Origin of the sequence: Methylobacterium sp. Leaf99 (genome assembly GCF_001422375.1) — a bacterium.
Classification (GTDB): Bacteria; Pseudomonadota; Alphaproteobacteria; order Rhizobiales; family Beijerinckiaceae; genus Methylobacterium.
Map to the genome: position 1 here is coordinate 897,955 of NZ_LMMU01000001.1, position 25,590 is coordinate 923,544.

The 25,590-nt window shown below is 65.4% G+C and carries 22 protein-coding genes, 1 pseudogene and 1 riboswitch; of the genes and pseudogenes, 3 read left to right on the forward strand and 20 right to left on the reverse strand.

Going from position 1 to position 25,590, the window contains the following annotated elements:
* Nucleotides 1-149: 149 nt before the first annotated feature.
* The 11 genes from ASF28_RS04095 to ASF28_RS21450 all read right to left on the reverse strand — a co-directional run bounded on the left by ASF28_RS04095 (nucleotide 150) and on the right by ASF28_RS21450 (nucleotide 11,445).
* On the reverse strand, nucleotides 150-1,226 hold the full coding sequence (locus ASF28_RS04095; protein WP_056088011.1) for an NAD(P)-dependent alcohol dehydrogenase: 1,077 nt from the start codon (nucleotides 1,224-1,226) through the stop codon (nucleotides 150-152).
* A gap of 136 nt (nucleotides 1,227-1,362) precedes the next feature.
* The gene (locus tag ASF28_RS04100) at nucleotides 1,363-1,875 is read right to left on the reverse strand and encodes an acetone carboxylase subunit gamma (RefSeq protein ID WP_056088014.1); all 513 of its coding nucleotides are present in this window, start codon (nucleotides 1,873-1,875) and stop codon (nucleotides 1,363-1,365) included.
* Between the two features lie 71 nt (nucleotides 1,876-1,946).
* A complete protein-coding gene (locus ASF28_RS04105) occupies nucleotides 1,947-4,280 on the reverse strand; it encodes a hydantoinase B/oxoprolinase family protein (RefSeq protein WP_056091173.1) in 2,334 nt (777 codons plus the stop codon).
* Between the two features lie 64 nt (nucleotides 4,281-4,344).
* Complete coding sequence (locus ASF28_RS04110; protein ID WP_056088017.1) at nucleotides 4,345-6,498, reverse strand: hydantoinase/oxoprolinase family protein; 2,154 nt, start codon at nucleotides 6,496-6,498, stop codon at nucleotides 4,345-4,347.
* 266 nt (nucleotides 6,499-6,764) lie between these two features.
* Entirely contained in the window at nucleotides 6,765-6,983 is a 219-nt protein-coding gene (locus ASF28_RS04115) for an acyl carrier protein (RefSeq protein WP_056088019.1), read from the reverse strand.
* A gap of 275 nt (nucleotides 6,984-7,258) precedes the next feature.
* Entirely contained in the window at nucleotides 7,259-7,678 is a 420-nt protein-coding gene (locus ASF28_RS04120; RefSeq protein ID WP_056088023.1) for a TonB-dependent receptor domain-containing protein, read from the reverse strand.
* Nucleotides 7,679-7,767: 89 nt separating this feature from the next.
* The gene (locus ASF28_RS22275) at nucleotides 7,768-8,139 is read right to left on the reverse strand and encodes an alpha/beta fold hydrolase (protein ID WP_200912641.1); all 372 of its coding nucleotides are present in this window, start codon (nucleotides 8,137-8,139) and stop codon (nucleotides 7,768-7,770) included.
* Between the two features lie 52 nt (nucleotides 8,140-8,191).
* A complete protein-coding gene (locus ASF28_RS04125; protein ID WP_056088026.1) occupies nucleotides 8,192-9,274 on the reverse strand; it encodes a catalase family protein in 1,083 nt (360 codons plus the stop codon).
* Nucleotides 9,275-9,383: 109 nt separating this feature from the next.
* Complete coding sequence (locus tag ASF28_RS04130) at nucleotides 9,384-10,148, reverse strand: SDR family NAD(P)-dependent oxidoreductase (RefSeq protein ID WP_056088028.1); 765 nt, start codon at nucleotides 10,146-10,148, stop codon at nucleotides 9,384-9,386.
* A gap of 58 nt (nucleotides 10,149-10,206) precedes the next feature.
* The gene (locus ASF28_RS04135; protein ID WP_056088030.1) at nucleotides 10,207-10,776 is read right to left on the reverse strand and encodes a type 1 glutamine amidotransferase domain-containing protein; all 570 of its coding nucleotides are present in this window, start codon (nucleotides 10,774-10,776) and stop codon (nucleotides 10,207-10,209) included.
* 261 nt (nucleotides 10,777-11,037) lie between these two features.
* Entirely contained in the window at nucleotides 11,038-11,445 is a 408-nt protein-coding gene (locus tag ASF28_RS21450) for a hypothetical protein (protein ID WP_082475989.1), read from the reverse strand.
* A gap of 609 nt (nucleotides 11,446-12,054) precedes the next feature.
* On the opposite strand from ASF28_RS21450, the gene ASF28_RS22820 reads away from it, so the two are divergent.
* Nucleotides 12,055-12,531 (forward strand): transposase, encoded by a 477-nt coding sequence (locus tag ASF28_RS22820; protein WP_162239978.1) that lies wholly within the window; start codon nucleotides 12,055-12,057, stop codon nucleotides 12,529-12,531.
* Nucleotides 12,532-12,557: 26 nt separating this feature from the next.
* Here the strand turns inward: ASF28_RS22820 and ASF28_RS23170 are convergent, their stop codons facing one another.
* From ASF28_RS23170 to ASF28_RS04175, 7 genes are all read right to left on the reverse strand, one after another.
* Nucleotides 12,558-13,118: a cytochrome o ubiquinol oxidase subunit IV gene (locus ASF28_RS23170; RefSeq protein WP_244474883.1), complete on the reverse strand. Its 561-nt coding sequence runs from the start codon at nucleotides 13,116-13,118 to the stop codon at nucleotides 12,558-12,560.
* A complete protein-coding gene (locus ASF28_RS04150; protein ID WP_056088034.1) occupies nucleotides 13,115-13,741 on the reverse strand; it encodes a cytochrome c oxidase subunit 3 in 627 nt (208 codons plus the stop codon). The genes ASF28_RS23170 and ASF28_RS04150 overlap by 4 nt, the downstream gene beginning before the upstream one ends.
* Nucleotides 13,738-15,840 (reverse strand): cbb3-type cytochrome c oxidase subunit I, encoded by a 2,103-nt coding sequence (locus ASF28_RS04155; protein ID WP_082475991.1) that lies wholly within the window; start codon nucleotides 15,838-15,840, stop codon nucleotides 13,738-13,740. Before ASF28_RS04155 ends, ASF28_RS04150 begins: the two co-directional genes overlap by 4 nt.
* Nucleotides 15,837-16,631 (reverse strand): COX aromatic rich motif-containing protein, encoded by a 795-nt coding sequence (locus ASF28_RS04160; protein ID WP_244474884.1) that lies wholly within the window; start codon nucleotides 16,629-16,631, stop codon nucleotides 15,837-15,839. Before ASF28_RS04160 ends, ASF28_RS04155 begins: the two co-directional genes overlap by 4 nt.
* Nucleotides 16,632-17,561: 930 nt before the next feature.
* Nucleotides 17,562-18,743 (reverse strand): DUF1624 domain-containing protein, encoded by a 1,182-nt coding sequence (locus ASF28_RS04165; RefSeq protein WP_056088041.1) that lies wholly within the window; start codon nucleotides 18,741-18,743, stop codon nucleotides 17,562-17,564.
* A complete protein-coding gene (locus ASF28_RS04170; RefSeq protein WP_244474885.1) occupies nucleotides 18,743-20,851 on the reverse strand; it encodes a TonB-dependent siderophore receptor in 2,109 nt (702 codons plus the stop codon). The genes ASF28_RS04165 and ASF28_RS04170 overlap by 1 nt, the downstream gene beginning before the upstream one ends.
* A 110-nt stretch (nucleotides 20,852-20,961) precedes the next feature.
* Nucleotides 20,962-21,160, reverse strand: a riboswitch (cobalamin riboswitch).
* Nucleotides 21,161-21,388: 228 nt separating this feature from the next.
* Nucleotides 21,389-22,129, reverse strand: coding sequence for an SDR family NAD(P)-dependent oxidoreductase (locus ASF28_RS04175; protein ID WP_056088044.1), 741 nt, complete (start codon nucleotides 22,127-22,129; stop codon nucleotides 21,389-21,391).
* Between the two features lie 82 nt (nucleotides 22,130-22,211).
* On the opposite strand from ASF28_RS04175, the gene ASF28_RS04180 reads away from it, so the two are divergent.
* Nucleotides 22,212-22,901, forward strand: coding sequence for a TetR/AcrR family transcriptional regulator (locus ASF28_RS04180; protein ID WP_056088047.1), 690 nt, complete (start codon nucleotides 22,212-22,214; stop codon nucleotides 22,899-22,901).
* Between the two features lie 291 nt (nucleotides 22,902-23,192).
* Here the strand turns inward: ASF28_RS04180 and ASF28_RS04185 are convergent.
* A pseudogene (locus ASF28_RS04185) lies at nucleotides 23,193-23,915 on the reverse strand (efflux RND transporter permease subunit); the annotation flags it as partial.
* Between the two features lie 185 nt (nucleotides 23,916-24,100).
* On the reverse strand, nucleotides 24,101-25,207 hold the full coding sequence (gene dinB, locus ASF28_RS04190; protein WP_056088053.1) for a DNA polymerase IV: 1,107 nt from the start codon (nucleotides 25,205-25,207) through the stop codon (nucleotides 24,101-24,103).
* A gap of 48 nt (nucleotides 25,208-25,255) precedes the next feature.
* Here dinB and ASF28_RS04195 point away from each other — a divergent pair, with 48 nt between their 5' ends.
* The gene (locus tag ASF28_RS04195; protein ID WP_370692780.1) at nucleotides 25,256-25,588 is read left to right on the forward strand and encodes a DUF6894 family protein; all 333 of its coding nucleotides are present in this window, start codon (nucleotides 25,256-25,258) and stop codon (nucleotides 25,586-25,588) included.
* Nucleotides 25,589-25,590: the final 2 nt, after the last annotated feature.

The following is a 25,590-nucleotide window of genomic DNA, read 5'->3' on the forward strand; positions in this document are numbered from 1 at the left end:
GGTAAACCGGCCGAAATCGTAGCCGACCGGACCGCCGACGGCGATCTGCCCCTGGGGGCGATAGGTCGGAAAGCGCGTCGGCAGATCCGTGGAGGCGAAGGCGACCGGTCCCAATTCCCATTGGCCGAACGTCTTCGCCGCCGTGCGGCCTAGATACTGATGGCGACTTTCAAGACTCCATCACGTTGATTGGCGAAGAGATCGTAGGCCATCTCGATCTGGTCCAGCTTGAACCGGTGCGTAACGAGTCCCGACAGGTCGACCCGCCCCGATGCAACGACGTCCAGCATTCGGCGCATGCGCTCTTTTCCACCGGGGCACAGCGATGTGCGAATCGACTTGTTTCCCAGGCCGGCGGCGAAAGCATCCAGCGGGATCCTCAGATCGTCGGAATAGACCCCTAGGCTCGACAGGATGCCTCCCGGACGGAGTACCCGGAGAGCGGCCTCGAACGTCGCTTGAGTGCCGAGAGCCTCGATCGCGACGTCGACGCCGCGGCCGTCCGTCAGGCGCATGATAGCCTCGACCGGATCCTCCTTCTTGAAATCCACAACCTCGTCGGCCCCCATTTGCTTCGCCATCACGAGGCGTGCGGGCACCGTATCGACGCAGATAATCCGGGTCGCGCCCATCAGCTTCGCGCCTGCAGTTGCGCACAGGCCGATCGGACCTTGAGCAAAAATCGCAACGGTGTCGCCAATCTTGACCTCGCCTGTCTCTGCGCCCGCGAAGCCGGTGGACATAATGTCTGGACACATGAGCACCTGCTCATCGGTTACCGCATCGTCGATGGGCGCGAGATTGGCCATGGCATCGGGGACACGAAGATATTCGGCTTGGCAGCCGTCTATCGTGTTGCCGAACCGCCAGCCGCCGATCGCTTTCCATCCGTGCCGCGTGCCGGCCCCGTCCTGGGCTCCGCAACCGCAGAGACAGGCGTTACTCCACCCAGACGGCGTGATGGCGCCCGCGATGACGCGTTGACCCTCTCTGAATCCCGCGACGCCGGACCCGAGTTTCTCGATGATCCCCACCGGTTCGTGGCCGATCGTCAGGCCTCGTTCGACGGCATATTCGCCCTTGAGGATGTGGACGTCCGTTCCGCAGATCGTTGTGGTCGTGATTTTGAGAAGGACGTCCTGCGGCCCGATGTCAGGGATCGGTTTGTCGTCGAGAACGATGCGCCCCTTCTCGGCGAAGATCGCGGCTTTCATTTTTGCTGCCATAACGGCCTCCCTATTCAATGGAATGCACTTGAGCGGTTGTTTTCGAAGAGATCGATGGAAATCCGATAGGATGGTCGATCATTACATTGGTTAAGTCAGGTCGGGTCTTGAGAATCGTGGGGATCGGGACGGTGCGTCAGATCGCTTCGGCGCGCTCCGGCACCGGGATCCCGATCCACTCCTCGTAGAAGGTGTCGATGTCCGGCTCGAAGTCACGGATCACCGGATACCAGGGGGTCGGTGCTTCGACATCGTGCAACGTCCCGCATTCCGGGCAGTAATATTCTCGGAGCACCTGCCACGACGGCGTTTGAGCCATCAGGCGAGGATAGATTTCTTCGAGCTTTTCCGACGTGTCGCGGACATGGATCTTGGCGAAGAGCTTCCAGTTCTCCTTCCAACTGCAGAAATCGTGGCCGCATTCGCAGCGGATCTTCCACTCCTTCGTCGTGCTCAGCTGAACGATGTAGAGCTTGGGTCCGAGCGGCAGGATGATGCGGTCGCCCCATTCCACGCGCTCCTGCAGGATCTCCAGATAGTTCGTGAACCGTTCTGGATCCTTGGGCGTGGACAGCATTTGATGAAGGGTGTCGTGGTCGATCTTGCCGTCGACAAGATCAGAGATCTTCGCGCGAGTGTAGGAGGTCATGGCTCATCCTGTAATTCGAAAAATTGAATGCACAAAAATTGTATCGGCGACCAGTCGATACAAAACGCAGATCATTCCTCGACGAACTGAACGGTTTTCACATCCGGCAACTCAGAGACATCCATGTGATAGCGAGAGCCATAGTGCGGAATGCCGATTTCTTCCTCGAGAAGCTGCCAATCTTCCGGAAGATCCCAGAACGACTTGAAGTCCGCGAGGAATTTCGGTCCGAGCTTGAAGGACGAGGCGAACATCTGCTTGACGTGATCGCCCGCCTCCTTGGCGAGAATCTTTTCGCGTTCGATGTTCATCCAGTCGCAGGTCGGCACGGACCTGGCGATCCGCGCCCTGCGAATGTCCTGGCGCATGGCCCGCGTGGCGGCCTCGTCGAGGGCGAAGACGCCGTCCGCCCCCTTCGTCGTCGCCACCCCGTGGACCTGTGCGGCGAAGCGATCGAGCAGGTAGCCCTCGTTGATGTCCGAGACGACCTTCTCCGGGTCGCGATCGAGCGGGTCCCCGAATCCGGGTCCGCCCTTCATGGTGTTGAGGTACAGGTCGTAATCGTGGAACATTTCCTCGGTCGTGATCGCCTGCTTGTCGCGCTTGATCACCGCATCCTTGGCCAGCAGGGAGTCCCAGACGGGGTTCTGCGGGTCGGTGTCGCCACCGAGGGGCAACGGTGCGCCACGGGCGATGAGGTCCTTCAGGCCGGTCTTGTGGGCGGCGAAGCGATATCCGGACGCCGCCGGGTACCCGCCCATCAATCCCCAATCCGAGGACATGTGGCCGTTGCCCATGAAGAACATGGTCCAGTCCTTGGCATTCCAGACCATGCGAAGGCTCTCGAAACCGCAGCCGCCGCGATACTTGCCCGCCCCCCCGGAGTTCGGCTTGATCTCCCGGCCGAGATAGAGGAGCGGCTCGGCCAGCTCCCAGATCTCCATGTCGCCCATGTCGCCTTCCGGATTCCAGATGGCGGCGGCATGGCTCAATCCGTCCTGGACCGCCGTGGCCCCGGTGCCGTTGGCGGCGCATTCGAACGAGTTGACGGCATGGATCTCGTCGTACTGGTTGAACCCGCCTCCCTGGAGCCAGTTCGACGTGTTGGCGTTGCCGGCATTGACCTCCTCGAGGTAGCCGCGCCCGAAGTAAGAGCGCGACAGGCCCCGCCATAGGCCGGTCCAGGCCGAGACGAGGAAGTGCCAGGAGTAGGAGAAGGCGACCCGGCGATCGTCCGGATTCATCCAGGTCCCTTTCGGCAGGCGGAACTCGGTGCCGTAGGCCGCGCCGTCGTTGATCATTTCGGACGGGATCAGCGTCTGGGTCATCATCACCCAGATGCCGGAGGTGAAGCTGACCTGATGGGCGTTGTAGGTGTGCCAGCCCCAGCGGCTCGCCCCCTCGAAATCGAGCCGCCACGTCCCGTCGGCCCGGATCGTGATCTCGGACGGGGCGTGCATGATCGTGTCGAGCTTGGCGAAGTCCGACGGGACGCGGACGTCCTCGTGGGCATAGGGCACGTCCACGAACCCGACCTGACGGTAGGTACCCGGAATGGTCATGGCCTTGAGGCGGGCCTGCAGGCCGAGGCGACCGTGCTCGATGGCCTCGTAGGCGAACTTCCAGTAGTTCTCGATGCCCTCTTCGGCGACGACCTCCTCCACCAGCTTGCGGATCATGTGGCAACCGGCGATCCGGGTGCGTTCGTCGAGCATCCAGTACCGGGTGGTACGCACCATGCGCTGGCTCTCGTGCAGCCAGTCGCGGAACAGCGTGTCGTCGGCCCCCACCTTGCGGCAGGTGATCTGGTAGCCGTCGCCGAACCGCTGGACCTGCCCGGTGGACATGGAGCCGGGGCCCACCGAACCCGTGTCGATCACGTGGGTGACGCCGCCGACCCAGCCGATCAGCTCGCCCTTCCAGAAGATCGGCACGATGGTGTGGATGTCGCACGGATGGACGTTGCCGATCAGGCAGTCGTTGTTGCAGAAAATGTCCCTGTCCCGAATGGTCGGGTTCGATTCCCAATCGTTCTCGATCATGTACTTGATCGCGGCGCCCATGGTACCGACGTGGATGATGATGCCGGTCGAGGTGAGGATCGAATCGCCGGCCGCGTTGTAGAGGGTGAAGCAGAGCTCGCCCTCCTGCTCGACGATCGGCGAGGCGGCGATCTTCTTGGAGGTCTCGCGCGCGTCGACGACGCCCGCCCGCAGCCGCGAGAACAGCTTGTTGTAGAGGATCGGCTGGGTGTCGCGCAGCTCGGTCTTCTCGAGACCGGCGTAGCACTTCGTGCGTTTCGTCGCCTCCATGAGGCGGTCGCGGTGCTGTTTCAAGGTCTCGCCGCCCCGGACGATGCCGCGCGTGGCCTCCGGCACGTCCTGATTCCGAATGTTTATGTTCATCATGATGAGTCCTGTCTGACCAAAGCCGTTAAATGAAATCGCAGTGTTTCACTGCCTTCGAGCGTCAGACTTCTTTGAGGTGAAAGAGACGATGCGCATCGAGCAGGGTCTCGAAGCCATCGGGAACGACGAAGGTGGTGGCGTCCGATTCGATGATGGCGGGGCCGGTGATGCGGTTGCCCGGGCGCAGCGACTCCATCCGGTAGAGCCGTGCGTCGACCCAGTGCTTCTTGCGGTAGAACTGACGCGTGCCGAGGAAAGCGTCGGCGGGCGGGGCCTCACCTTCGAGCGGTTCGGTGGGAATCTTGGGCTTGGGGATCGGCACGCTGCCGCGCATGATGGCGCCCGTGACCGAGAAGCCGAGTTCGGGGGAGCGGGCGGCCGCCGCATAGACACGGCCGTAGGTGGCGTTGAAGGCGTCGACGATCTGCGCCCAGTCCTCGGCCGTCGCAGCCACCGGCAGGGGAGAGTCGATCTCGAGATCATTGAGCTGACCGCGATACTGCATCCGGTAGCCGGGCTGCAGGGTCACCTGAGCGGCGTCGTAGCCATTCAGCTTGAACTCCTCGAGAACGTTGTGCGTGAGTTCCTCCCAGGCGGACTGGAGGGTCCTGGACGCCTGTTCGCGCTGCTCGGCCGGTGCATCGGGCGCAAGGTTGATGTCGAGGGACTTGTCGTAACGGTACTCGAAATCGGCGGCGGCGCATCCGAACGCGGAGAACCCGGCAGCCCAGGCCGGCACGATGACGTCTTCGAAGCCGAGACCTTCCGTATAGCCATAGGTGTGGACCGGCCCGGCCCCGCCATAGGAGAAGCACACGAAGCTCTGTGGGCTGTAGCCTTTGCCCGAGATCATCGCGCGCAGGTAATCGCGCAGATCGGAATCGAGCAGTTCGATGACACCGGCCGCCGCATCTTCCACCGAAAGCCCGAGGGGGTCAGCAAGCTGGAACTTGATGGCATCGACCGAACGCTGCCGATCCAGGGTGATCGCGCCGCCCAGGAAGTTATCGGGGTTGAGATAACCGAGCACCATGTGGCAGTCGGAGATCGTGACGGTCTCAATGCCGCTCTCCTTCCAGCACACGCCGACACGATAGCCGGCGGAATCCGGGCCGAGCCTGATCGCCTTGGTGTAGGGGTCGAGGCGGATGAACGAGCCGCCCCCCGCTCCGACCGAATCCATGGCGACGAGGGGCAGGGACAGGACGAGCCGCGCCATGTCCGGGTCGTTCTTGATCGTCAGTTCGCCCTGCGTGATCAGCGCCACGTCGAAGGAGGTGCCGCCGATGTCGGAGCAGGCGATGTTGCCGTAGCCCAGCACTTCACCGAGGTACTTGGCGCCGATCACGCCGCCGATCGGCCCCGAGACGATGGTGCGGGCGAGTTCCTTGGCCTTCCAGGAAATGGTGCCGCCGTGGGTCGCCATGACGCGGAAGTCGAACTTGGTCCCGTGCTCCTTGAAGGCATCGGAAATCTTCTTGAGGGTTTGGCGCGACGGCTCCGCGGCATAGGCCTCGAGAATGGTCGTGTTGGTCCGGTGGGTCTCCTTGCGAACTGGATAGTAATCGGCCGAGGCGAAGACCGGGATTGTCTTTCCGCTCCTGGCGATTTCTTCGATAACGATATCGCGCGTCCGGCGTTCGTGGATCGGGTTCTTGTAGGAATGGAGCAGGCTGATGGCGATGCCTTCGACATCGGCGGCGATCAGCTCCTGGGCCGCCTTGCGGACGCTGTCCTCCCGCAGGGGAATGACCACCGTCCCGAACATGTCGACCCGCTCGATCACGCCGCGGGTCAGTTGACGCGGGACGAGGGGAGGATCGTAGCGGTGCGTGTTGAGGTGGATCCGGTCCTCGTAGGCGTAGCCGAGATGCGACTGCACGGCCCGGCCCATGCGGTGGAAGTCCTCCATCCCGCGATTGACGATCAGGGCGCAGCGCAGGCCCTTGCGCTGGACGACCCGGTTCAGCATGGCCGTTCCGGAATACACGCCGGTCTGAAGGCCCTGGAGCCCCTCGTCGAGGGAGAGACCCCACGCGGCCAGGCCGTCCTCGCTCGACGCGATCAGGCCCAGGGCCTCGTTCTGGGGTGTGCTTTGGGCCTTTCCGACAACGAAGTCGCCCTCCGCATCGACAAAGAACGTGTCTGTCATCGTGCCGCCAGCGTCGATGCCGAGGACTTGAACGCTTCTGATTTTTCGCGCCTGAATATTCAACGGGCGTCCTCCCGAACTGACCCAACCTCTAGCGGGCTGGGTTAGTCGAAGATCAGCAGCGACCATGCCAACTTGTCGAAATGAATTTACGCGATATCGATCAGTGTCTTACCGCGCCTGCTGTCCAAGTATTTCGCATCTGCGAACGTCCGTCGCCCGGGCAATTGTCCGGGCGACGGACGTTCGCAGACGCGAAAGGCCGAAGGCCGAAACTGGAACCGCTCCCCTTCGCGTGGCGTCAGTGATGGTAGCTCACAGCTTCGCGCTCACCTGGCCGACTTCGTCAGCGCCGACTCGCACGCCGCCTGAAGACCCTGCGGGGTCTCACCCCCTAGACCGGCCTGCCGCAACTGGCTGGCGGCGCGCATCGTGCGCAGGGAGTCGAGACCGAGATACAGGAGATCGCTGTCGTCGTTGAGGCGATGGGCGGGAATGCCAAGCAGCCCCGACAGGGTTTCGACCAGAACGTCCGCAGGTCCGTCCATCCATCGTTCCCCTTTCGTTTGCCGCCCTCGCGTCCAGGTGCGGCGCAGGTCGATCTGTTACCGTCCTGCCAAAACGTTCAGGGTCGCTCGAGAAATCCTTCCATGATCTTGAGATCGCAGAATACCCTCGATCATCATGCCGCAGATTGCGGTTTCTAGCGCCGGATCGGCCGATACGTTCGCGGCACATGATCGAGAACAAGCGCCGCTTTCGAAGCGGCGGACATTCGTCCGCCGCCGCTTCAGCTGTCGACATCAGGGATCAAAAGATGATTTCAGCGCCGAGGCCGACGACCCGGCGTCACCGTCAGGACCGTGGGTGTATAAGCTGCGCCAGCGAGTTCGATGGTCTCGTCGAAGAGATTCCGTCCGAACGCATAGATCTTGTAGTTGTCGCGATGCCAGCCGATCCGGGCGTTCGCGACCGTGTAGGCGCGGAGGTCGAAGGTGTTGGCGATGTCGGCGGCGCGATGGCCCCCGACGAACTGAACTTCGCCGACGCTGACGAGATCTCCCGCGAGCCCGAGCTGTTCGAGGGGCAGCCGGTGTTCCAGGGCGACATTGCCGGACCACATGGGGACCCCCGGCACACGGGCGCCGTTCCGGGCGCCGGTCGGATCGTTGGCGGGAATATTGACGAACTCCGGATGCACGTAGCCGACACCGCCGCGGACGGTCCAGGGCGGTTCGGGCAAGCGGCGGCGTTGCCTGATCCGCTTCGGCCTTGAGCCCGTCCAGCTGGCGGGCGAGGCTTGCGTCGAACGTCTGCACCTGCGCCGGTCTGTCACGGACGCGATGCTGGCGCTCGATTGTGGCCTCGTCGTCTCCCAGCATCGGGCGCCGGACCGCGCCGATGGCGGGGGTCCCCTACGACGCGCGGGCGGGCGTCCATGCCAATGTCGGCGGCCGGATCGTGATGGACGGCACGGTTGCCGGTGCGCGGCGTGTCAGCCGAACGAAAGCGGGTACCGCCGAACCCCCTCAGCTCCGGCGTCACCGTTCGGAAGCCCGCCTCGTTCAGATGGCCGGCCACGGTCGCCCAGGTCGTGGCATCGTCCGGCCAGCCATGGAGCAGCAGGACGGTCGGTCCGTCCGCCGGCCCCGCCACGTGGACGTTCACATCCAGAAGTGTGGTTTTAACCTGTTGCTCGCTCACGCGAAGCCTCCTCTGGCTGGGCTATACTCACCCGGCGTCCGAAACGCCGGTCCTAGGCCGGGATCCGGTCGATGCTCGCGGTATCCTCCTCCGCCACGCCGTTCTCGCGATGGCGGAAGGCGCTCAGGGCTTGGTAGACCTGGAGCCGGGCGCGCATCACGGAGCCGAGCGGCCGATGCGTCGCGAGACTGTGGGCGGGACGGAAGGTCATGACCTCGTCGAAGTAGCGGACGCGGTCCGGTGCGTAGGCATCCTGGCGCGGCAGGCGCAGCGTCGCGACGGTGCGGTAAGGGCTGATCGAGACTGGCCAGTCGACCGAGGCGTCCTCGATGGGCTGCCTCTCGGCATCGGCCCAGAGCTGGGCCTTCAACTCGAACACCACCTCGTTCTCCCGGAAGAAGGCGACCGTGGCGTGGCGGAAGCCGTCCTCGTCCTGGTGCGGGTCGAGGCGCCACTCGGACAGCGCGCGCTGGCTTTCCGTCGACGGCACGGCCCCGAGCTTGGCGACGTAGTCGCCGTAGCGGACCGGCGCCTGGCTGAAGTAGCTGTCGGCCAGGGGATGGCTGTAGGGATGGCCGAAGAAGTCGGCGAGCGCGCTCTCCGTGCCGAAGGCGTGCAGGGCACGATTGAGGGTGTGCATGGTCGACGAGACCGCGCTCTTGACGCCTTCCGGCAGCCCGGTCGACTTGCCGATGACGGTGCCGTCGCGCAGGAACCCGGCCGCCGTGCCCGAGGGGAAGGTGGTCCCGGTCGCAAGCACGAAGTCCTGGGTATCGACGGCGTGGCCGGGCAACTTCTCGCCGGGGACGTCGAACACCTTGATGGACATGCCGCGATGGGTCGAGACGCGGTCGCCGAGGGTCTCGCCCGGGCCCTGTGCGAAGCGGACCGCCACGGGGTGGGTGCCGGGAGTGGCGAAGAGCCCTTGTGCCAGTTCGGGCGGCAGGCCGGCGGCGATGATCAGATCGCCGGTGACGCAGGCCGAACTCTTGGCGTGGCTGGCGCGCACGGCATGGTGCTCGCGGGCCTCGACCGTCTCGGATTGCTGCGTCATCCCCTTGATGATGCCGTCGATCGTCTCCTGCTCGCCCTCGGCAGGCTTCTCGATGTCGGGGGCGTATCGAAGGTAGGTCATGGTCACCTCGCTGGGTGTGAGGATGGAAGTGGTCCGAGTCGATGGATCGTCGGCCGGTGCTCGGCGCGATCCCGCTCCGGTGGGATGGGGATCGCGACGCGGAAGGCCATCAACTCAGCTTCGGCTGACCGTTCGACGCCGACAGCCCACCATCGACCGGCAGGTTCACGCCGGTGACGAAGTGGGCGTCCTCGCTCGCCAGGAAGGCGATGACGCCGGAGATGTCGTCGGGCTTCGCCCCACGCCCCATCGGGATGCGCTCCTCGAACTTGGCGACGAGTTCGGGCTGGTCCTGCATGCCGGCCGTGAACGGCGTGTAGACCAGGGACGGGTTGACCGCGTTCACCCGGACCCCGTTCCGCGCCTCGTCGAGCGCGACCGCACGGGTGAAGTTCGTCACCGCACCCTTGGCCGCGCAGTAGAAGCTGTGGTTCCAGTCCCCGCCCAAACCCGAAACGGACGACACGTTGACGATGGACCCTCGACTCTCCCGGAGATGGGGTAGCGCGAAGCGCGTCATGTAGAAGACGCCGTAGAGGTCGGTCTCGATGATCGTCGAGAAATCGGCAATGTCGCCCTCGTCGACACGGCCCAGATGGTCCTTGCCGGCATTGTTAACGAGGACGTCGAGGCGCCCGAACCGTTTGATAGCCTGCGCGACGACGTCCTGGCATCGGTCCGCGTTGGACAGGTCAGCGACCACAGTGAGGGTGTCGGCCGCCTCGATGCCGCCGGCCACCTTGTTCAGTCCCTCTGCGTTCTTGTCGGCGAGGACGAGCGTCGCGCCCTCCCGCCCGAACCGCCGCGCGGCGGCCTCGCCGATGCCGGATGCGGCGCCGGTGACCAGCACCACCTTGTTGATAAAGCGTCCCATGATGTCTCCTGGATGGGGCGCGGCCCGCCGGCGGGCCGCGCAGGAATGCGTGACCCCCTCAGACGCTGCGGGCCTGGTCGGGATGGCGGCCCTCGGCGAACTCCTCGACGATCTTGGCGCAGAAGGCGGGCAGGTCCTTCGGGTTGCGGCTGGTCACGAGTCCCTTGTCCGTGACGACCTCCTCGTCGACCCAGGTGCCACCGGCGTTCCGGATGTCGGTCTGCAGCGTCGGGAATGAGGTGAGGATGCGGCCCTTCACGACGTCCGCCTCCACCAGGGTCCAAGGGCCATGGCAGATCACGCCGACCGGCTTGCCCTGGGCGAAGAAGTCCCTGACGAACGCGACCACCGCCTTGCTCGCCCGGAGCTTGTCGGCGCCGACGCAGCCTCCCGGGATGACGAGGCCGTCGTACGCGGAGGCCGAGGCGCCCTCGATGGTTGCGTCGACGGCGTAGCGGCCGGCCGGGTCCAGGTCGTTGTTGACCGTCTCGGCCTCACCGGCCTCAAGCCCGATTACGGTGACGCTCGCGCCCGCTTTCGTCACCGCATCGCGCGGCTGGACGAATTCCGGCTCCTCGGTCCCGCGCGGGGCGATCAGGATGGCGATCTTCTTTCCTTGCAAGGTCATGTCGACTTCCTCGTGGTGGGGATGGGGAAAAGTTCGGCGCGGCTGCGGCGCCCGTCAGGCCCTACGGAGGGCCCTACCGGGCAGGCCAGCCAACTCCTCAATCGCCGCCAGGCAGCGCCGGGAATGCGCGGGCAGCCCAGGCGGTCCGGATAAGCCGGACTGTGATCGCCTACAGCGAGATGACCCTGGTAAATGGCGGTCACGGCATCGCATCACCTCGAAGCCGAGGCGGGATGACGCCTGCGTGTTTCCGATAACCGCTCAGCGAGTGCCGTTGGCCAGAACGGTCCTGCTACCGGCAGACCGCAGCGATGGTGGTGCGTCGGGTCCGTTACCCGCCAGCATCATGGACGCACCCACGGACACAATGCCGGCCAGGGCCCGTAAGTCGTCCGGCTGTCCGGGATCTCGCGAGATGGCCTCGGCCTCGCGCTGCAGGCGGAGGTTACACGCCTTCGACCCGATCCTGCCGTCCGGGGTGCAGGCGTCATGCTTCGCGCAGGCCGCGTCGAGGGCATCGATGGGAGCTGCAGGTGCGTTGTTGCCTGGACCGCAGTAGTTGCCGTGAAGGAGCGCGGTTGGCTGTCCAACTGCCGTAGTTGGCTGGGCGAGGACGGGTCCGGCGAAGGTGACCGCGAGCGCGACCGAACCGACAATGATCTTCAGCATCGTTTGGGGACCTGGGTGCGGTACCGTCCACCAGGATGGCCCGCTCGGAGGCTGTGGCTTGAAACTCCTCCTGGAAAAGCCTTCCTGCCTAGGGGCAGTTCCCCGATAGGACCGCTACGACAGGTCAAACTGATGTGAGCTGCAGAGCTAAGTTGCCTGCGGCTCGCCGTGATCCGGCTTCCAGTCGACCGCCGCGGCGAGCCCAGGGGCCTCCTGCGGCTGACGCTTGAACGGCGGCCTCGGATATTGGGTCCGGGGGTCCTGCATCGAAAGGCGATGTTTCGCGGCATTCGTCATTCTGAAATCCTTGGAGGGTCGGCCTTGCTCCTGGCCCCCTCGGAAGGGCGAGATCGTTCATGCCCAGGTCCTCGAAAATCACGCCGCGGTAGGGGCGGTTCGACGAGGTCGATCCCCGCGTCCCTGCCGCACGGCTTCACGTCTCGGAACAGGTTACGGCGTCCTGGATCGACGCGTCGCCCGTGCGCGCTCAAGCGAAGCCGACTTCCGCCGTTCCTCACGCAAGGTTTCGATGGTCGGCTGCCACCAGGCGCGTTCGAACGTCGCCTCTCCCGGTGCGGTCCGTGCCGGCCAAGCGCGGACAAGCTCCTTATGCGTGGGCCTGCGCCGGATGGCCCAGACCAACGCTCCGGTATACCGGCCACGGCACAACGACACTGTTTGCTGCCCTCGACGTCCTGCACGGCACGGTGCTCGGCCGCTGCGTGCAGCGCCATCGCCACGGTGAGTTCGTCCGCTTGCCGGGACGCCGTCGAGGCCGCGGTCCCTGCGGCCAAGGTGATCCACGTGGTGCACGACAGCTACGCAAGCCACAAGCACCCGAAGGTGCGCGCCTGGCTCACCCGCCACCCACGCTGGACCTTCACCTTCACCCCGACCTCGGCCTCTTGGCTCAACGCGGTCGAAGGCTTCTTCTCCACACTCACGCGTCGGCGCCCGATCTTCAGGCCGCCATCAAACGCCACATCGCCGAGCCCAACCGCGGCGCCCGCCCCTTCGTTTGGACCAAACCCGCAGCCGCCATCTTCGACGCCCTCAATCGTGCTCCTGAACGATCCGTCTGAGTGAGTGCACCAGGTGGCACCGCGCATCGGCTACATCATTCGCATACGCAGGTTGAGCAGGACGACGAGGGTGCCGCCCACCATCAGACCGATGATGAGGACGGAGAACAGGATCAGCTGCAGGTCGTCGCGGGACGAGCGGCGCAAGTCCACATGCAGGAAGCAGCGGAAGTGCACGACCGCTTGGACCAGGGCCAGCGCGAAAATGATCCCGAGGGCCGTCGCTCCCGCCGCCCATTTCCACGTCACGACGGCAAACGCGGTCCCAGTCAGGAGGAGCGCCAGGGTGTACCCGATGCCATAGGTCATCAGGTCGCGTCGTTTGGCACGGCTTTCGTCGCCCGATCGCGGGCGGTCGCTGGATCCGTGTCCAACGCCATTGGGTCGGAGCACGCTCCCAAGCCTTCGCTTCGTCGTGGGCCTTCTCGACGGACCGGCATCCACGCCGTCGGAGAGCACGCCAGCCTCCTGATCCCGCCGCCCGTGACCGAGTGCGGAGCGACCCGACAACATCCTCGCGAGGCCGATCAGGGCCGCCGCACCAGCCGCCTTCAGCAGCACGATCCCCTTCGCGGGGCCTTGCGTGGTCATGTGAGCGTTCCCTGGAGATAGACCACGGTAAAAATCGCGATCCAGATGATGTCCAGGAAATGCCAGAACAGGCCAAGTTTCAGCAGGTTCAGCTTGACCCTGGCGTCCAGCCCTAACACCGCGACCTGAACGAGCATGACCATGATCCAGATGCAGCCGGCGGCGACGTGCAGGCCGTGCGTCGGGACCAGGGCGAAAAACGCCGACAGGAAGCCGCTGCGGTCCGGCGTCGCTCCGTCCGAAAACATCGTCCGGAAATCGTCGAGTTCGAAGCCGAGGAAGACGATCCCCAGCACGAGTGTCACCAAGAGCCATGCGACGAGGCCGGTCCGACCCCGGTCGTACTTCAGGGCGATGGAGGCGAGGCCGAAGGTCAGGCTGCTCGTGAGCAGGATCAGCGTCTCGATGAACGCGGGGCCGAGCTTGAACTCCGCGGCCGGCCCCGGAGCACCGGCCGTGGCCGTGAGCTGCGTCCCGTAGATCGCGAAGAGCAGGGCGAACAGGATCGCGTCGCTCATCAGGAAGATCCAGAAGCCATAAAGGCCGAGGGCGGCTTCCGCGGGCTCCATCTCATCCGTATCGAGGAGGTTGAGCCCGGCATGCTGAAGCTGCGGTCCGCTCATGCCGGCACCTGTGCGGGAAAGGGCCGGGCGAGCCCGAGATTGGCCGGCTCGGTCTCAAGCTCGCGCGGCACGGGACGCGTCGCCTGGGCGCAATCGAGCCAGCGACGGTCCGTCGCCTCCACTTCCGAGGCCGGAATCGTCCGATGGACGTCGCGCACGAAGCTCCGTGCGACGACGGGTGCCCAAACGCCGACGAAAGCAAGGATCGTCAACCACCAGATGTGCCAGACGAGGCCGAAGGCGCAGACCGCACCGGCGAGCCCGACGAGCGGACCGACCCAGCTGTTCCTGGGCATCACGATGGCGTCGTAGCGACGGGCCGGCCTGTAGGCCTCCTTGCGCTCCTTGAGCCAATAGAACGGATCGAGCCGGTCCACTTGCGGAATGATCGCGAAGTTGTACTCCGGCGGCGGTGCCGAGACCGACCATTCGAGGCTGCGTGCGTCCCAAGGATCACCCACCGGCACGCGGCTCGCCTCGCGATCCCGCACGCTGACCCAGAGCTGGACGAACAGGGAGACGAGGCCGGCGAGCAGGAGGAAAGCCCCGACGATCGCGATGAGGAGCCAGGGCCGATAATCGGGCTCGAACAGGGCCTGGCTTCGCCGCGCCATGCCGCCGAGGCCGAGTACGTAAAGGGGCATGAAGGCGAGATAGAATCCCGAGACCCAGAAGCCGAAGGCGATCCGGCCCCAGACCTCCGACAGCCGGAAGCCGAAGGCCTTGGGAAACCAGTACATGTATCCCGCGATCATGCCGTAGAGCAGGCCTGGGATCAGCACGTTGTGGAAGTGCGCGACGAGGAACACGGTGTTGTGGACCACGAAGTCGATGGGTGGGATCGCGAGCAGGATGCCACTTAGACCGCCGAGGACGAAGGTGACGATGAAGGCGAGGGAGAACAGCATTGGCGCGGTGAAGCGCACCTCTCCGCGAAACATCGTCCAGATCCAGTCATAGATCTTGACCCCGGTCGGAATCGCGATGGTCATCGTCGCCACGCCGAAGAAAGCGTTGACGTCGGCGCTCTGGCCCATCGTGAAGAAATGGTGCAGCCAGACCGTGAATGAGAGCACGCCGATCACCATGGTGGCGGCGGCGAGAGACTTGTAGCCGTAAAGTTCCTTAGACGAGAAAGCAGAAATGACCTCGGAGTAGACACCAAAAGCCGGCAAGATGAGGATGTAGACCTCCGGATGGCCGAACAGCCAGAAGAGGTTCACGTAGTTCATCATGTTGCCGCCGAGATCGTTCGTGAAGAAGTGGAAGTCGAGGTAACGATCAAGGGCGAGGAGAGCGGTCGCGAGCGTCAGCGGCGGCATCGCAAAGATCATCAGGATCGATGTGCAAAGCGCTGTCCAACAGAACAGCGGCATGCACGTGAGGTGCATTCCGGGGCAGCGCTTCTTGTAGATCGTCGCCACGAAATTGATCCCCGAGAAGGTCGTTCCGAGCGAGGAAAGTGTGATGGCCCAAATCCAGTAATCCGGGCCGACGCCGGGCTGGAAGACCTTTCCCGTATAGGGGGGATAGCCCGACCATCCGCCGGTCGAGAACTCGCCGACGGCAAGGGAGATCATCACGAGGCTGGCCCCGCCCGCGGTCAGCATCAGGCTGATCGAGTTCAGAAGCGGGAAAGCGACGTCGCGCGCGCCGATCTGCAACGGCACGACGTAGTTGATCAGCCCCGTCAGGAACGGCATCGCCATGAAGAAGATCATGATCGTGCCGTGTGTGCTGAAGAGCTGCGCAAAGTGCTCGGGCGCAACGATACCGGGAGCATCGACCGCGAGCGATTGCTGCGCGCGCATCAGAACCGCCTCCACAAGGGCACGGCTGAGCATCACACCGGCGATCACGATGTACATGATGCCGATTTTCTTGTGGTCGAGGCTCGTCAGCCAGTCGCGAAAGAGCGGGCGCCACCAACGCTTCCAGGTCAACAGCGCGACGAGCGCGAGGGCACCGACGACCACGAGGGCACCGGCCAGGGCGCCGATGAGTTCGCTGATGTTGGGGTTCTGCCAGGCCCGCACGAACGGGAACGCCTGCGCGTTCAGCCGGCCGAACAGGAGAAACCGGAGACTGTCGTCGTTCATTTGGGGCGATGTCCGTGGGCCACATGCATGGCCGGATCGTTCTGGGCGAGGATCGCGTGGAACAGGCCTGGAGAGACCGCCCCGAACAGGATCGGTTCGGTCTGGGTCGAACGGGCGGTCAGGGCCGTGTAGGCCCCCTGATCGAGCGTCCTGCCGCTCGCGCGCGCCCGCGAGAGCCAAGTGGCATGATCGTCGGTGGATTGTGCCAACACGGAGAACTTTTGGTTCTGGAAGCCCGTGCCGTTGAACTGGGTGTTCTCGCCCCGGAAGCGGCCGGGCTTGTTCGCGGCGAGGTTGTGCTGCGTGGTCATGCCGGCCATGGCGTAGATCTGACCCGCGAGCTGCGGCACGAAGAACGATTGCATGACCGTGCCGCTCGTCAGGCTGAGATGCACCGGCCGGTCGGCGGGGAAGGCGAGTTCGTTGACGCTCGCCACGCCCTCGTCGGGGTAGATGAACAACCATTTCCAATCGAGGGCGACCACCTGCACCTCGACCGGGGGATACGGTGACGCCAGCGGCTTATAGGGGTCGAGCCGGTGGGTGTCGCGCCACAGGAACACCGCGAGCACGACGACGATGATCGCCGGCGGGATCCAGATGAAACCTTCGAGGGGCCAGTTGAAGCCCCATTGTGGCCGATAGGCGCTCTTGGTGTTCGACAGCCGGTAGTGCCAGGCGAAGATCGGCGTCAGGAGCAGGACCGGCGCGGCGACGAAAAGCAGGATCGTGCAGACGAGCAGGAACAGGCTGCGGGTCTGCTCCGCCACCGGACCGGCGGCGCCGAGCATGCCGTGATCCAGCACGCTGCAGCCGCCGAGGGGGAGCAACGCAACGAGGGCCGAGGACAATACGAGGCGAAGGGGTACTCCGGCTGGACGGCTTCGTCGGAAAGGGTCGGCTCGGGCGGCATCGGACATTGCGACAGTTTCCACGATGGACGATCCTCCGGGGTCGAGCCATTCCTCGAACGCCGCGACATCGATGACCTTAAAATCGAAAGGCCGTCGCGCTGCCGCATGTGGGACCGGCGGCTCCGGCTTGGCCCAGAATGCTCAAAATCGGGATCGTCTCTTCCTTGAGAGGCGGACGAAAGCCGCACGCAATCAACTTGATAATGAGTGGGGAGCCTTCTTGCACGGAGGGAGCCATGAGACCACGGCATCGTGATGCCGTCATGGCCTGCCCCATTCGGCGGCTCTTGGCCAAGCGCCGTGAGTTGGGCCGTCGAGGAAGATGCCGGGCGACTGGCCCCACCCTTAAGGACACCGATGGCGTGACCGCCGCAGCGAACCGGAACGACGGGATTGAGATTGCACCAGTTTGGTGGTTCTCTAGCGGTTGGCGAGGAAGACGTGGCGGCGGAGAAGGCGAAAGCCGGCGCCTCCGTACATGGATGACCCAGCTGGGTGCGAAGCCATCGACCATGGCGAGTTAAACGAATGTCCGATTTCGTGCTTTCGCGACCCAGAAGCAGACTGGCGAGAATCCACCCAACCCGGCCATAAAGCGGACGGACGGGTCCCGACCCTGGCTGGTCGTTCACCAAAGCTTCGCTGATGCTTGAAAGCGGTCGTTCGTATAGAGGCGGCTGGGACCCGCGCATTCCTGTGCAACCAATCAAAGATCATGGCGGGTGCTGAGGAATAGATCACGCGGGTTATCATAAAGCGGTTCGTCGGAGAAGGAACGAGACGACCGTGCCCGGCTGCGCTTTGGAACTAGAGATACTTGAGCCAAGCGATCTCTTGACGTGCCGCCTTGAAGCGCGAGAACCACGCCGTCGGCCAGTACAAGGGTACGACCAGCCCGACGTACCAGGCCAGCACCCAGCCATAGCTCGCGACCCCGAACACCGTGCCCTGCGTCGGGCCCCAGATGGCGGCGGCACCGTGATACAGGAGCCGCAGGATCGTCAGGTGGAGCAGGTAAAAAAACAGGGGCGCACCGCCGAACACCGCTAGGGCCGCGACGACTGGGGCGTCGCGCATTCGTTCAAGGGCGACGAGGAACAGTGCCCCGATCGCGAGCGTCAGCAGCAGGAACAGCAGCGAGGGGGGATACTTCGTCAGTGCGAGGAAGCTCATCGCAGTCCGAAGCGCATCGCCCTCGACCACGAACCAAGGCTTGTCGCCATACCCGTTCGCCAGCCGCAGCACCACGAAGGCGACGAGCATCCCGCGGCCGAGGGCCAGGAACCGGCGCTCGCGGGTGCGCGTGGCGACTTCGGGCAGAAACCACGGGCCGACCGCGTAGCCGAGCACGATCACGCCAATCCACGGGAGCACGGGATAGGTCGTCTTGGCGACCAGCCCCAACGGCAGCGCGATGACGTCACGCTGGTGCAGCATTGCCCAGACCTCAAAAAACGGGTGGTCGGGCCGGAGGTGGATCGGGTCGAGGAGGTTGTGGCCACAGACGATCAGCAGTCCGACCGCGAGGAGGACCGGGCGTGGCAGACCGATCAGCACCGCGAGGACGGTCATGCAGACGCCGATGCACCAGATCACCTGCAGCCAGAGCGTTGGACTGGCCACGCCCCAGTACAGTTCAGAGAGGAAGATAACCTCCAGCACCATCAGAGCGAGGCCACGCTTCAGCAGGTAGGCTCGCGTCTCGGCCAGCGTATGCTTGGTGCTGAACAGGAAGGCTGCCACGCCGGTCAGCGCGATGAAGATGGGTGCGCACAGGCTGACGACGAGGCGGGCCAGGGCCACGGCCGGCAGGGCGGTCCGGGCGTCGACCGGGTCGGCCACGGGAACGTGGAGGAACCAGGTCTCGCGCAGGTGATCGAGGAGCATCAGCACCATCACCAGCCCTCGCAGGGCATCGATGGAGGCGATGCGGCTGGACACGGCCGGTGCGCAGGCCGACGCCTCGGGTTTTCCCGGATGCACCCCCATCAGAACCGGGCCGTCATGCTGACGGTGACGCGTCGCGGCTCGCCGACGCCGACCCAGAAGGTGTTGTAGGAGCGCTCGTAGTAGGTCTCGTCGAAAATGTTGTCGACGTTGAGTCCGAACCGAAGGTTCTCGTAGCGGTAGTAGGCCAGGGCGTCCGTCAGGATGTAGCCGGGCAGCCGGAAGCTCTCGACCCCGCTGTCGCCGAGGCGCGAACCGACGGCCCGGAACCCGCCGCCGATCCCGAAACCCTTCCAGTCACCGGTCTGGACTTCGTAGATGCCGAGCAGTGAGCCGCTGTGGCGCGGGATGTTGAGGAGGGGCGACCCGGGACGCAGCACCTCGTCGCGGGTGACCGCCGCGTCGATGAAGGCGTAGCCGCCGATGACCCGGAACTCCGGGGTGACCTGCCCGACGACGCTGAGGTCGAAGCCCTGGCTGCGCACGGCCCCGGCGGCGATCTGGAAGAAGAAGTCCGCCGGATCGGTGGTGAGCACGTTCTCCTTCTCGATGTGGAAGGCGGCGGCCGTCACGCTGAGGCCGTCGAACAGGTCGAGCTTGGCCCCGACCTCGTAGGCGAAGCCCGTCTCCGGAGCGAAGGGCCGCGTCGCGCTGTCGAAGCCGGTGTTGGGGCGGAACGAGGCGGCGACGTTGCCGTAGAGCGCCAGGAACGACAGCGGCTGGTAGACGAGCCCGGCCCGCGGCGAGAACCCGGTGCGGTCCTGCTCGGTCCGCTCGCCCGCGACCTTGTCCCGGAAGGTCTGGTTGTAGAAGTCCGTCCTGTTGCCGACGAGCAGCTTCCATTCCGGACTGAGGGCGATCTGGTCCTGAAGGTAGACGGCGGTGTTGCCGACGTTCTCGCTGGCGCCGTAGCGGCGCGTGAACGGGGGCTTGGCCTGTCCGTAGACCGGGTTGAACAGGTCGATGGCGAAGGGGTCGAGGCGCGGGGTCGAGCGCAGGAGGTTCTCGGTGCTGTTGTAGCGCTCGTGCTCGAGGCCGAGCAGCAGGGTATGGGCGATGGGCCCGGTCTCGAAGCGGCCGACGAGTTCTGCCTGCCCGATGGCGACGCCCCAGGTGAAGTCGTGCCGGCGGAACTCGCGCAAGAGCGTGCGGCCGTCGTCGAGGATGCCGGTCGCGCCGGTCTGCAGGCCGGTGAGGCTTCCGGTGTTGAGGTGCGTGGCGACCCGCAAATGCCAGTCGGTGTTGAAGGCGTGCTCCAACCGCACCTGCAGCAGCGCGCTCTCGGACACGGAATCGTCGCCCGGCTCGCCGAAGAAGCGCGAACGCGGAACGAGGCCGAGGCGGTTGTTCACCGCCACCGTGCCGCGGTCGAAGGTCTGACGGTTGCGCAGGTACTGCGCCTCGAAGGTGATCTTGGTGTCGGGCGTCACCTGCCAGCTCACCACGGGCGCCAAGAGCACCCGGTCGCCGTCGACGAAATCGCGAAAGCTGTCCTGGCGGGCGAGCGCGCCGTTGAAGCGGTAGAGCACGCGGCCGTCCTCGCTCAGCGCCCCGCCGGCATCGACCGTGGTGCGGGCGGTGCCGAAGCTGCCGAACAGCGTGCCCATCTCGACGAAGGGCTGGGCCACAGGCTGCTTGGTCAGGATGTTGACGGTGCCCCCCGGATCGCTGCGGCCGTAAAGGGCGCCGGCCGGCCCCTTCAGGACCTCGATGGACTGGACGTTCTGGGTGTCGGGGGCGCCGTTGTAGCCCCGGGCGATGTTGAAGCCGTTCTGGAAGATGTCCTGGGTCGCGAAGCCCCGGACCGAGTAGAGGGCGAGGTTCTGGGCGCCGAAATCGTTCTGCTTGCCGACGCCGGGTACGTAGTCGAGGGCGCGCTCGACCCGGGTGGCGGCGGTGTCGACCAGGACCTCCCGGGGCACCACGTCGACCTGCTGCGGCAGGTCGCGGCGCGGCGTCACCGTCTTGGTGCCGCTGTAGAGCTCGGGCACCCGATAGGTCGGCGTGGCGGTGAGCGTCCCCTCGACCGACAGCGCATCGAGCACCACGGCGGTCTCCCTGGCGGGCGCCCCCTGGGCGGCCACGGCGGTGGGGATCGCGCAGGACAGGGCCAGCACGGGCAGCAGCGGGATGGACAGTGGACGGGACACGTTGATGGGCCTCGGGCGACGGCAGTGGCACGTCACCGCGAACGAGGCCGAACCACGCGCAACGCGCATGCTTCCGCACCCGCCGGGGCACCCCGCCCAGCGTGTCTCGCGTGTGACCACGACTGACGGCAGGTCTCCTGGCTCGCGGGTCATCGCCCTTCACCGTCTTCCCGAGCGAGGCCGCTCAGTGACGTCGGTGGCGAAGGGCTCGCCGCTTACAGTTGCGGGGGCAGCCGCGGCTTCGGGCCAAAACCCTCACCGCGTTCCCTTTTGATCCTCCGGGGAGGAACCGTCGGGCACCAGGAGCCCGATCACACGGGCTGCCGTCAATGGCACCTTAAGGCTTTTCAACATCATGTGCTCGGAAGGTTACAAGCCCAAGGTCATGAAAGCCTGCCTCGCTCCCGCATAGGGTCCGCTCATCGACCGTAGGCCTGAAGCGGTCCGTAGGGAGCTACCCGTCGCAGAAGCTTGGAGCGTCTGTTCCGGGCGGTCGAACCTTTCACGCAGCTTCCGGTCCGAAATTCCTGAAGACGTTCACGCGTTCGCACCACCGTCGACCGTGATGGTGGTGCCAGTGATCTGACGTGCGGCCACGCTTGCCAGGAACACGACCGAGGCCGCGATATCCTCAGGCCGCCCGTAATGGCCAAGGGCTGTCATCGACCGCTGCATGTCCGATTGCGCGCCATCCGCCGGGTTCATGTCGGTGTCCGTGGATCCGGGCTGCACCAGGTTCACGGTGATGCCTTGCGGACCAAGCTCGCGAGCCAGCCCCCGCGTGAACGAGAGCAAGGCCGATTTCGACATGGAGTAGACCGTCACCCCAGGGAACGGGACCCGCTCTCCCAGGCATGAGCCGATGGAGATGATCCGGCCGCCTTCCTTGAGGTGCGGGATGGCCGCCTGTGACGCGAGCACCACTGCGCGGACGTTGACATCAAGAATGGCGTCGATGTCGGCGAGGCTCATCTCCGCCACCGCGCCGCCGCGGGCGATACCAGCGTTGTTCACGAGGATGTCGAGCCCCCCGAGGCCTTCGGCCGCTTCGTCGACCGAGCGTTTCACAGCCGATGCGTCGGCGCTGTCGGCTTGGATAGCGATGGCGCGGCGGCCCTTCGCCTCGATGGCGCGGACGACTTCAGCCGCACGTTCGACGGACCGTTCGTAGGTGATGGCGACATCCGCGCCCCGGTCGGCGAGCGCCAAGGCGATGGCGGCGCCGATACCGCGTGAGGCGCCGGTCACCAGGGCGCGTTTACCTGCCAGTTCGCTCATGGCTCACTCATTTCTGTGTTGAATGACACAGAAATTGGTAGAAGCGTTGTATGTCTGGGTCAAGCAGTTTATGTAATGATCGATGCAGAAATCGTTCCCGACATCGAACGAGGCCGAGACGGCGCCGGCCCGCGGACGCGGTCGGCCCAGGGCTTTCGACCGTGAAGCGGCCCTGGGGCAGGCGATGCAATTGTTCTGGCACAGGGGCTTCGCCGCGACATCCATCGCCGACCTGATCGCGGTCATGGGGATCGGCTCGCCGAGCCTCTACGCAGCGTTCGGTTCGAAGGAGGGCCTCTATGCCGAGGCGCTGCGCCACTACGGCGAGCGCTACGATGCCAAGGCATGGGCTAACTTCATGGCTGCAACGACCGCCCGCGAGGCCGTTGCGGCGCTCCTGATGGACTCGGCCGCCGCGCTCACGGGCTCCTGCGGACGTGTGGAGCCGCTCGGCTGCATGGTGACGCTCTCGGCGGCCGGCAGCGAAGGACACGCGGAGCTTGGCGAATTGGTGCGGACGGCCCGCGCCCATGGCCTCAAGAGAGTCGAGGAGCGGCTTCGTCGCGCGGTCGCGGAGGGCGAGTTCGGCGCCGCGGTCGACGTTCAAGCGCTCGCCCGCTTCGTGCTCACGGTGCAGAATGGCATGTCACTCCAGGCCCGGGACGGTGCGAGCCGAGAGGAGCTTGAGGCTGTCGCCGAGCTCACGATGTCGGGGTGGGATGCGCAGGTCGGCCGCCGAACGGGGTCGGCCGTTTCGAAGAGGGAGCCGTAAGAGACCATAAGTCCGGGAGGTGCGAAGCTGTCACGCTCTGCGAATGCTGGTGAACCTAAACTTTTATGCTCCGCTAAAGCTAAGGCGGACTGGCATAGATCCATCCGACCCAGCCGTGGAGTGGTCCGGCAGATCCCGATCCAGTCAGGTCGAGGCCTCCCCGCCGGGACCTGCTGGTAGGCGACCGGCCCCTCCGCCGTGCTTGACCGTGCGGTATCGGTTCGCGTCGCCGGCTTGGAAGTCCAGGCTCGCCGGCTGCCACTGGCGGAACCCGTCTCGATCAGCCAGCACTTATCGAGCATTGCTCGTGACATCGCTCTGCCGCGGCAAGATCGCCGGTGCATCGACCGCATCCATCGCTCGGGCCCTGCCACGGAAGGCCGAGGCGATCAGGACGTAGAACAGCGGGGTGGCGAACACCGCCAGCACCGTCGCCGTGACCATGCCGCCGAGCACGCCGGTGCCGATGGCCCGCTGGCTGTTCATGCTCGCGCCCGTGGCGACGGCGAGCGGCACCACGCCGAGGATGAAGGCGAACGAGGTCATCACGATGGGCCGGAAGCGCAACTCGCACGCCTCCAGCGCCGCGTCGCGGACCGAGCGGCCCTGCGCCACGAGGTCCTTGGCCACCTCGATGATGAGGATGGCGTTCTTCGCCGTCAGCCCAATCACCGTGATGAGGCCGACCTTGAAGTAGACGTCGTTCGGCAGGTCCCGCAGCAGCATGGCGAAGACCGCACCGACCACGCCGGTCGGCACCAGAAGCAGCACGGCCAGGGGGATCGACCAGCTCTCGTAGAGCGCCGCGAGGCAGAGGAAGACGCAGAACAGCGACAGGGCGAGCAGGTAGACCGCCTGGCTCCCCGAAAGCTTCTCCTGCAGGGACTGCCCGGTCCAGGCGTAATCGAACCCGGACGGCAGCTTGGCCGCGAGCCGCTGCATCTCGGCCATGGCGTCGCCGCTGGCGTAGCCCGGTGCCGCGCTGCCGCCGAACTTGATGCTCGGGTACGAGCTGCCGTCAGCCCGGACCAGCCTCACCTCCGTTGCCTCCCTGCCGGCGGCGCGCTCGGTGAAGGTGGCCTCACTGATCCGCTGCGGGCGGTGATCGGACGAACCTCGACGCTGATGGCGGACGCACAGTAGCGCGGGCGGGCGGAGGGTGGCCTAGGCCATAGCGCGGCTGTCTCACGCCGCCTCAGCTACAGGGCTAGGCCAAGCTGACGTGGCTCTTCGCCTGCGCCATGTTGGAGGCCGGACAGCGACACCCCGATCAGCCGCACGCTGCGGCGTAGGGGAAACACATCGCGCAGCAGGCCAAGGCTGATGTGAGCGAGGGATTCGCGGCTCGCCACCGGGAGGCTGAGGGAGCGGGCCCGGGTGATCTGCTCGAAGTCCGAGAACTTCACCTTCAGGGTGACGGTGCGGCCGGTGACGCCCTTGCTCGCGCAGACCGTCCAGACCTTGTCGAGGATCGGCTGCAGCCGCTCGACGAGCACGGCGAACTCCGTCGTGTCCTCGGAGAAGGTGTTCTCCGCCCCCACCGACTTGCGGATGCGGTGCGCCCGGACGGCTCGGTGATCGATACCGCGGGCAACGCCGTGGTAGTAGCCGCTCGAACTGCCGAAGATGGCCTGAAGCTCGGCAAGCGACCGCGCCCTGAGGTCGCCACCGGTGAGGATGCCGAGGCGCTTCATCTTGGCCTCCGTCACGGGCCCGACACCGTGAAAGCGTCCGATGGGCAGGGCCTCGACGAAGCCAGGGCCCATGGCCGGGGTGATGACGAACAAGGCATCGGGCTTCCTGTAGTCCGACGCGACCTTCGCCAGGAACTTGTTGTAGGAGACCCCCGCCGAGGCCACGAGGCCGGTGCGGGCCAGGATCTCCGCCCGAATGGCCCGGGCGACCTCGGTGGCGGTCGCCAGCCTCTGTAAGTTCTCAGTGACGTCGAGGTAGGCCTCGTCGAGGGATACCGGCTCGATGATCGGGGTGTGCTCGGCGAACACCGCCTGGATCTCGGCGGAGATCGCCTTGTAGACCTCGAAGCGCGGCTTGACGAAGACGAGGTCGGGGCAGAGCCGACGGGCCGTGACCGAGGGCATCGCCGAGCGAACGCCGAACACCCGCGCCTCGTAGCTCGCCGCCGCGACGACGCCGCGCTCGCGCGATCCGCCGACCGCCAGGGGGCGCCCGCGCAGGGCCGGGTCATCGCGCTGCTCGACGGAGGCGTAGAACGCATCCATGTCGATGTGGATGATCTTCCGAGCGGGCGCGGCGGGTTCGGTCGTAGGTGCTGTATCGTCCGGCATTCCCGTCCCTGAAACACCGTGCGGCGGGCTGCGTACCGATACACCGCCTTGCCCTTTTCCACCGGCTGCCTTCTTATAGAACATAACGCGAACTGGGGCGTTTTCGAAAGCTGCGGCGAAGGGGATTTGCAGATCATGGCTCGCTACCGCTTCCATGCAACCAACGGCTACGCCTTCGTCCTCGATGCCGTCGGCAGGGATGTCCGTCGCCCCGAACGCCTGACGCGTCGGGCTGTGGAGGTCGCCGAAAGTGTCATGGAGGAACTCGACGATCAGGAGGACTGGTCGGAGTGGAGCGTCACCGTGCACGATCTGAGCGGTCGTCGTGTGTTGGTTCAGCCCTTCGTATCGCGGGCCGGTGGCGCCTCTCAGGCGGCTTGAGA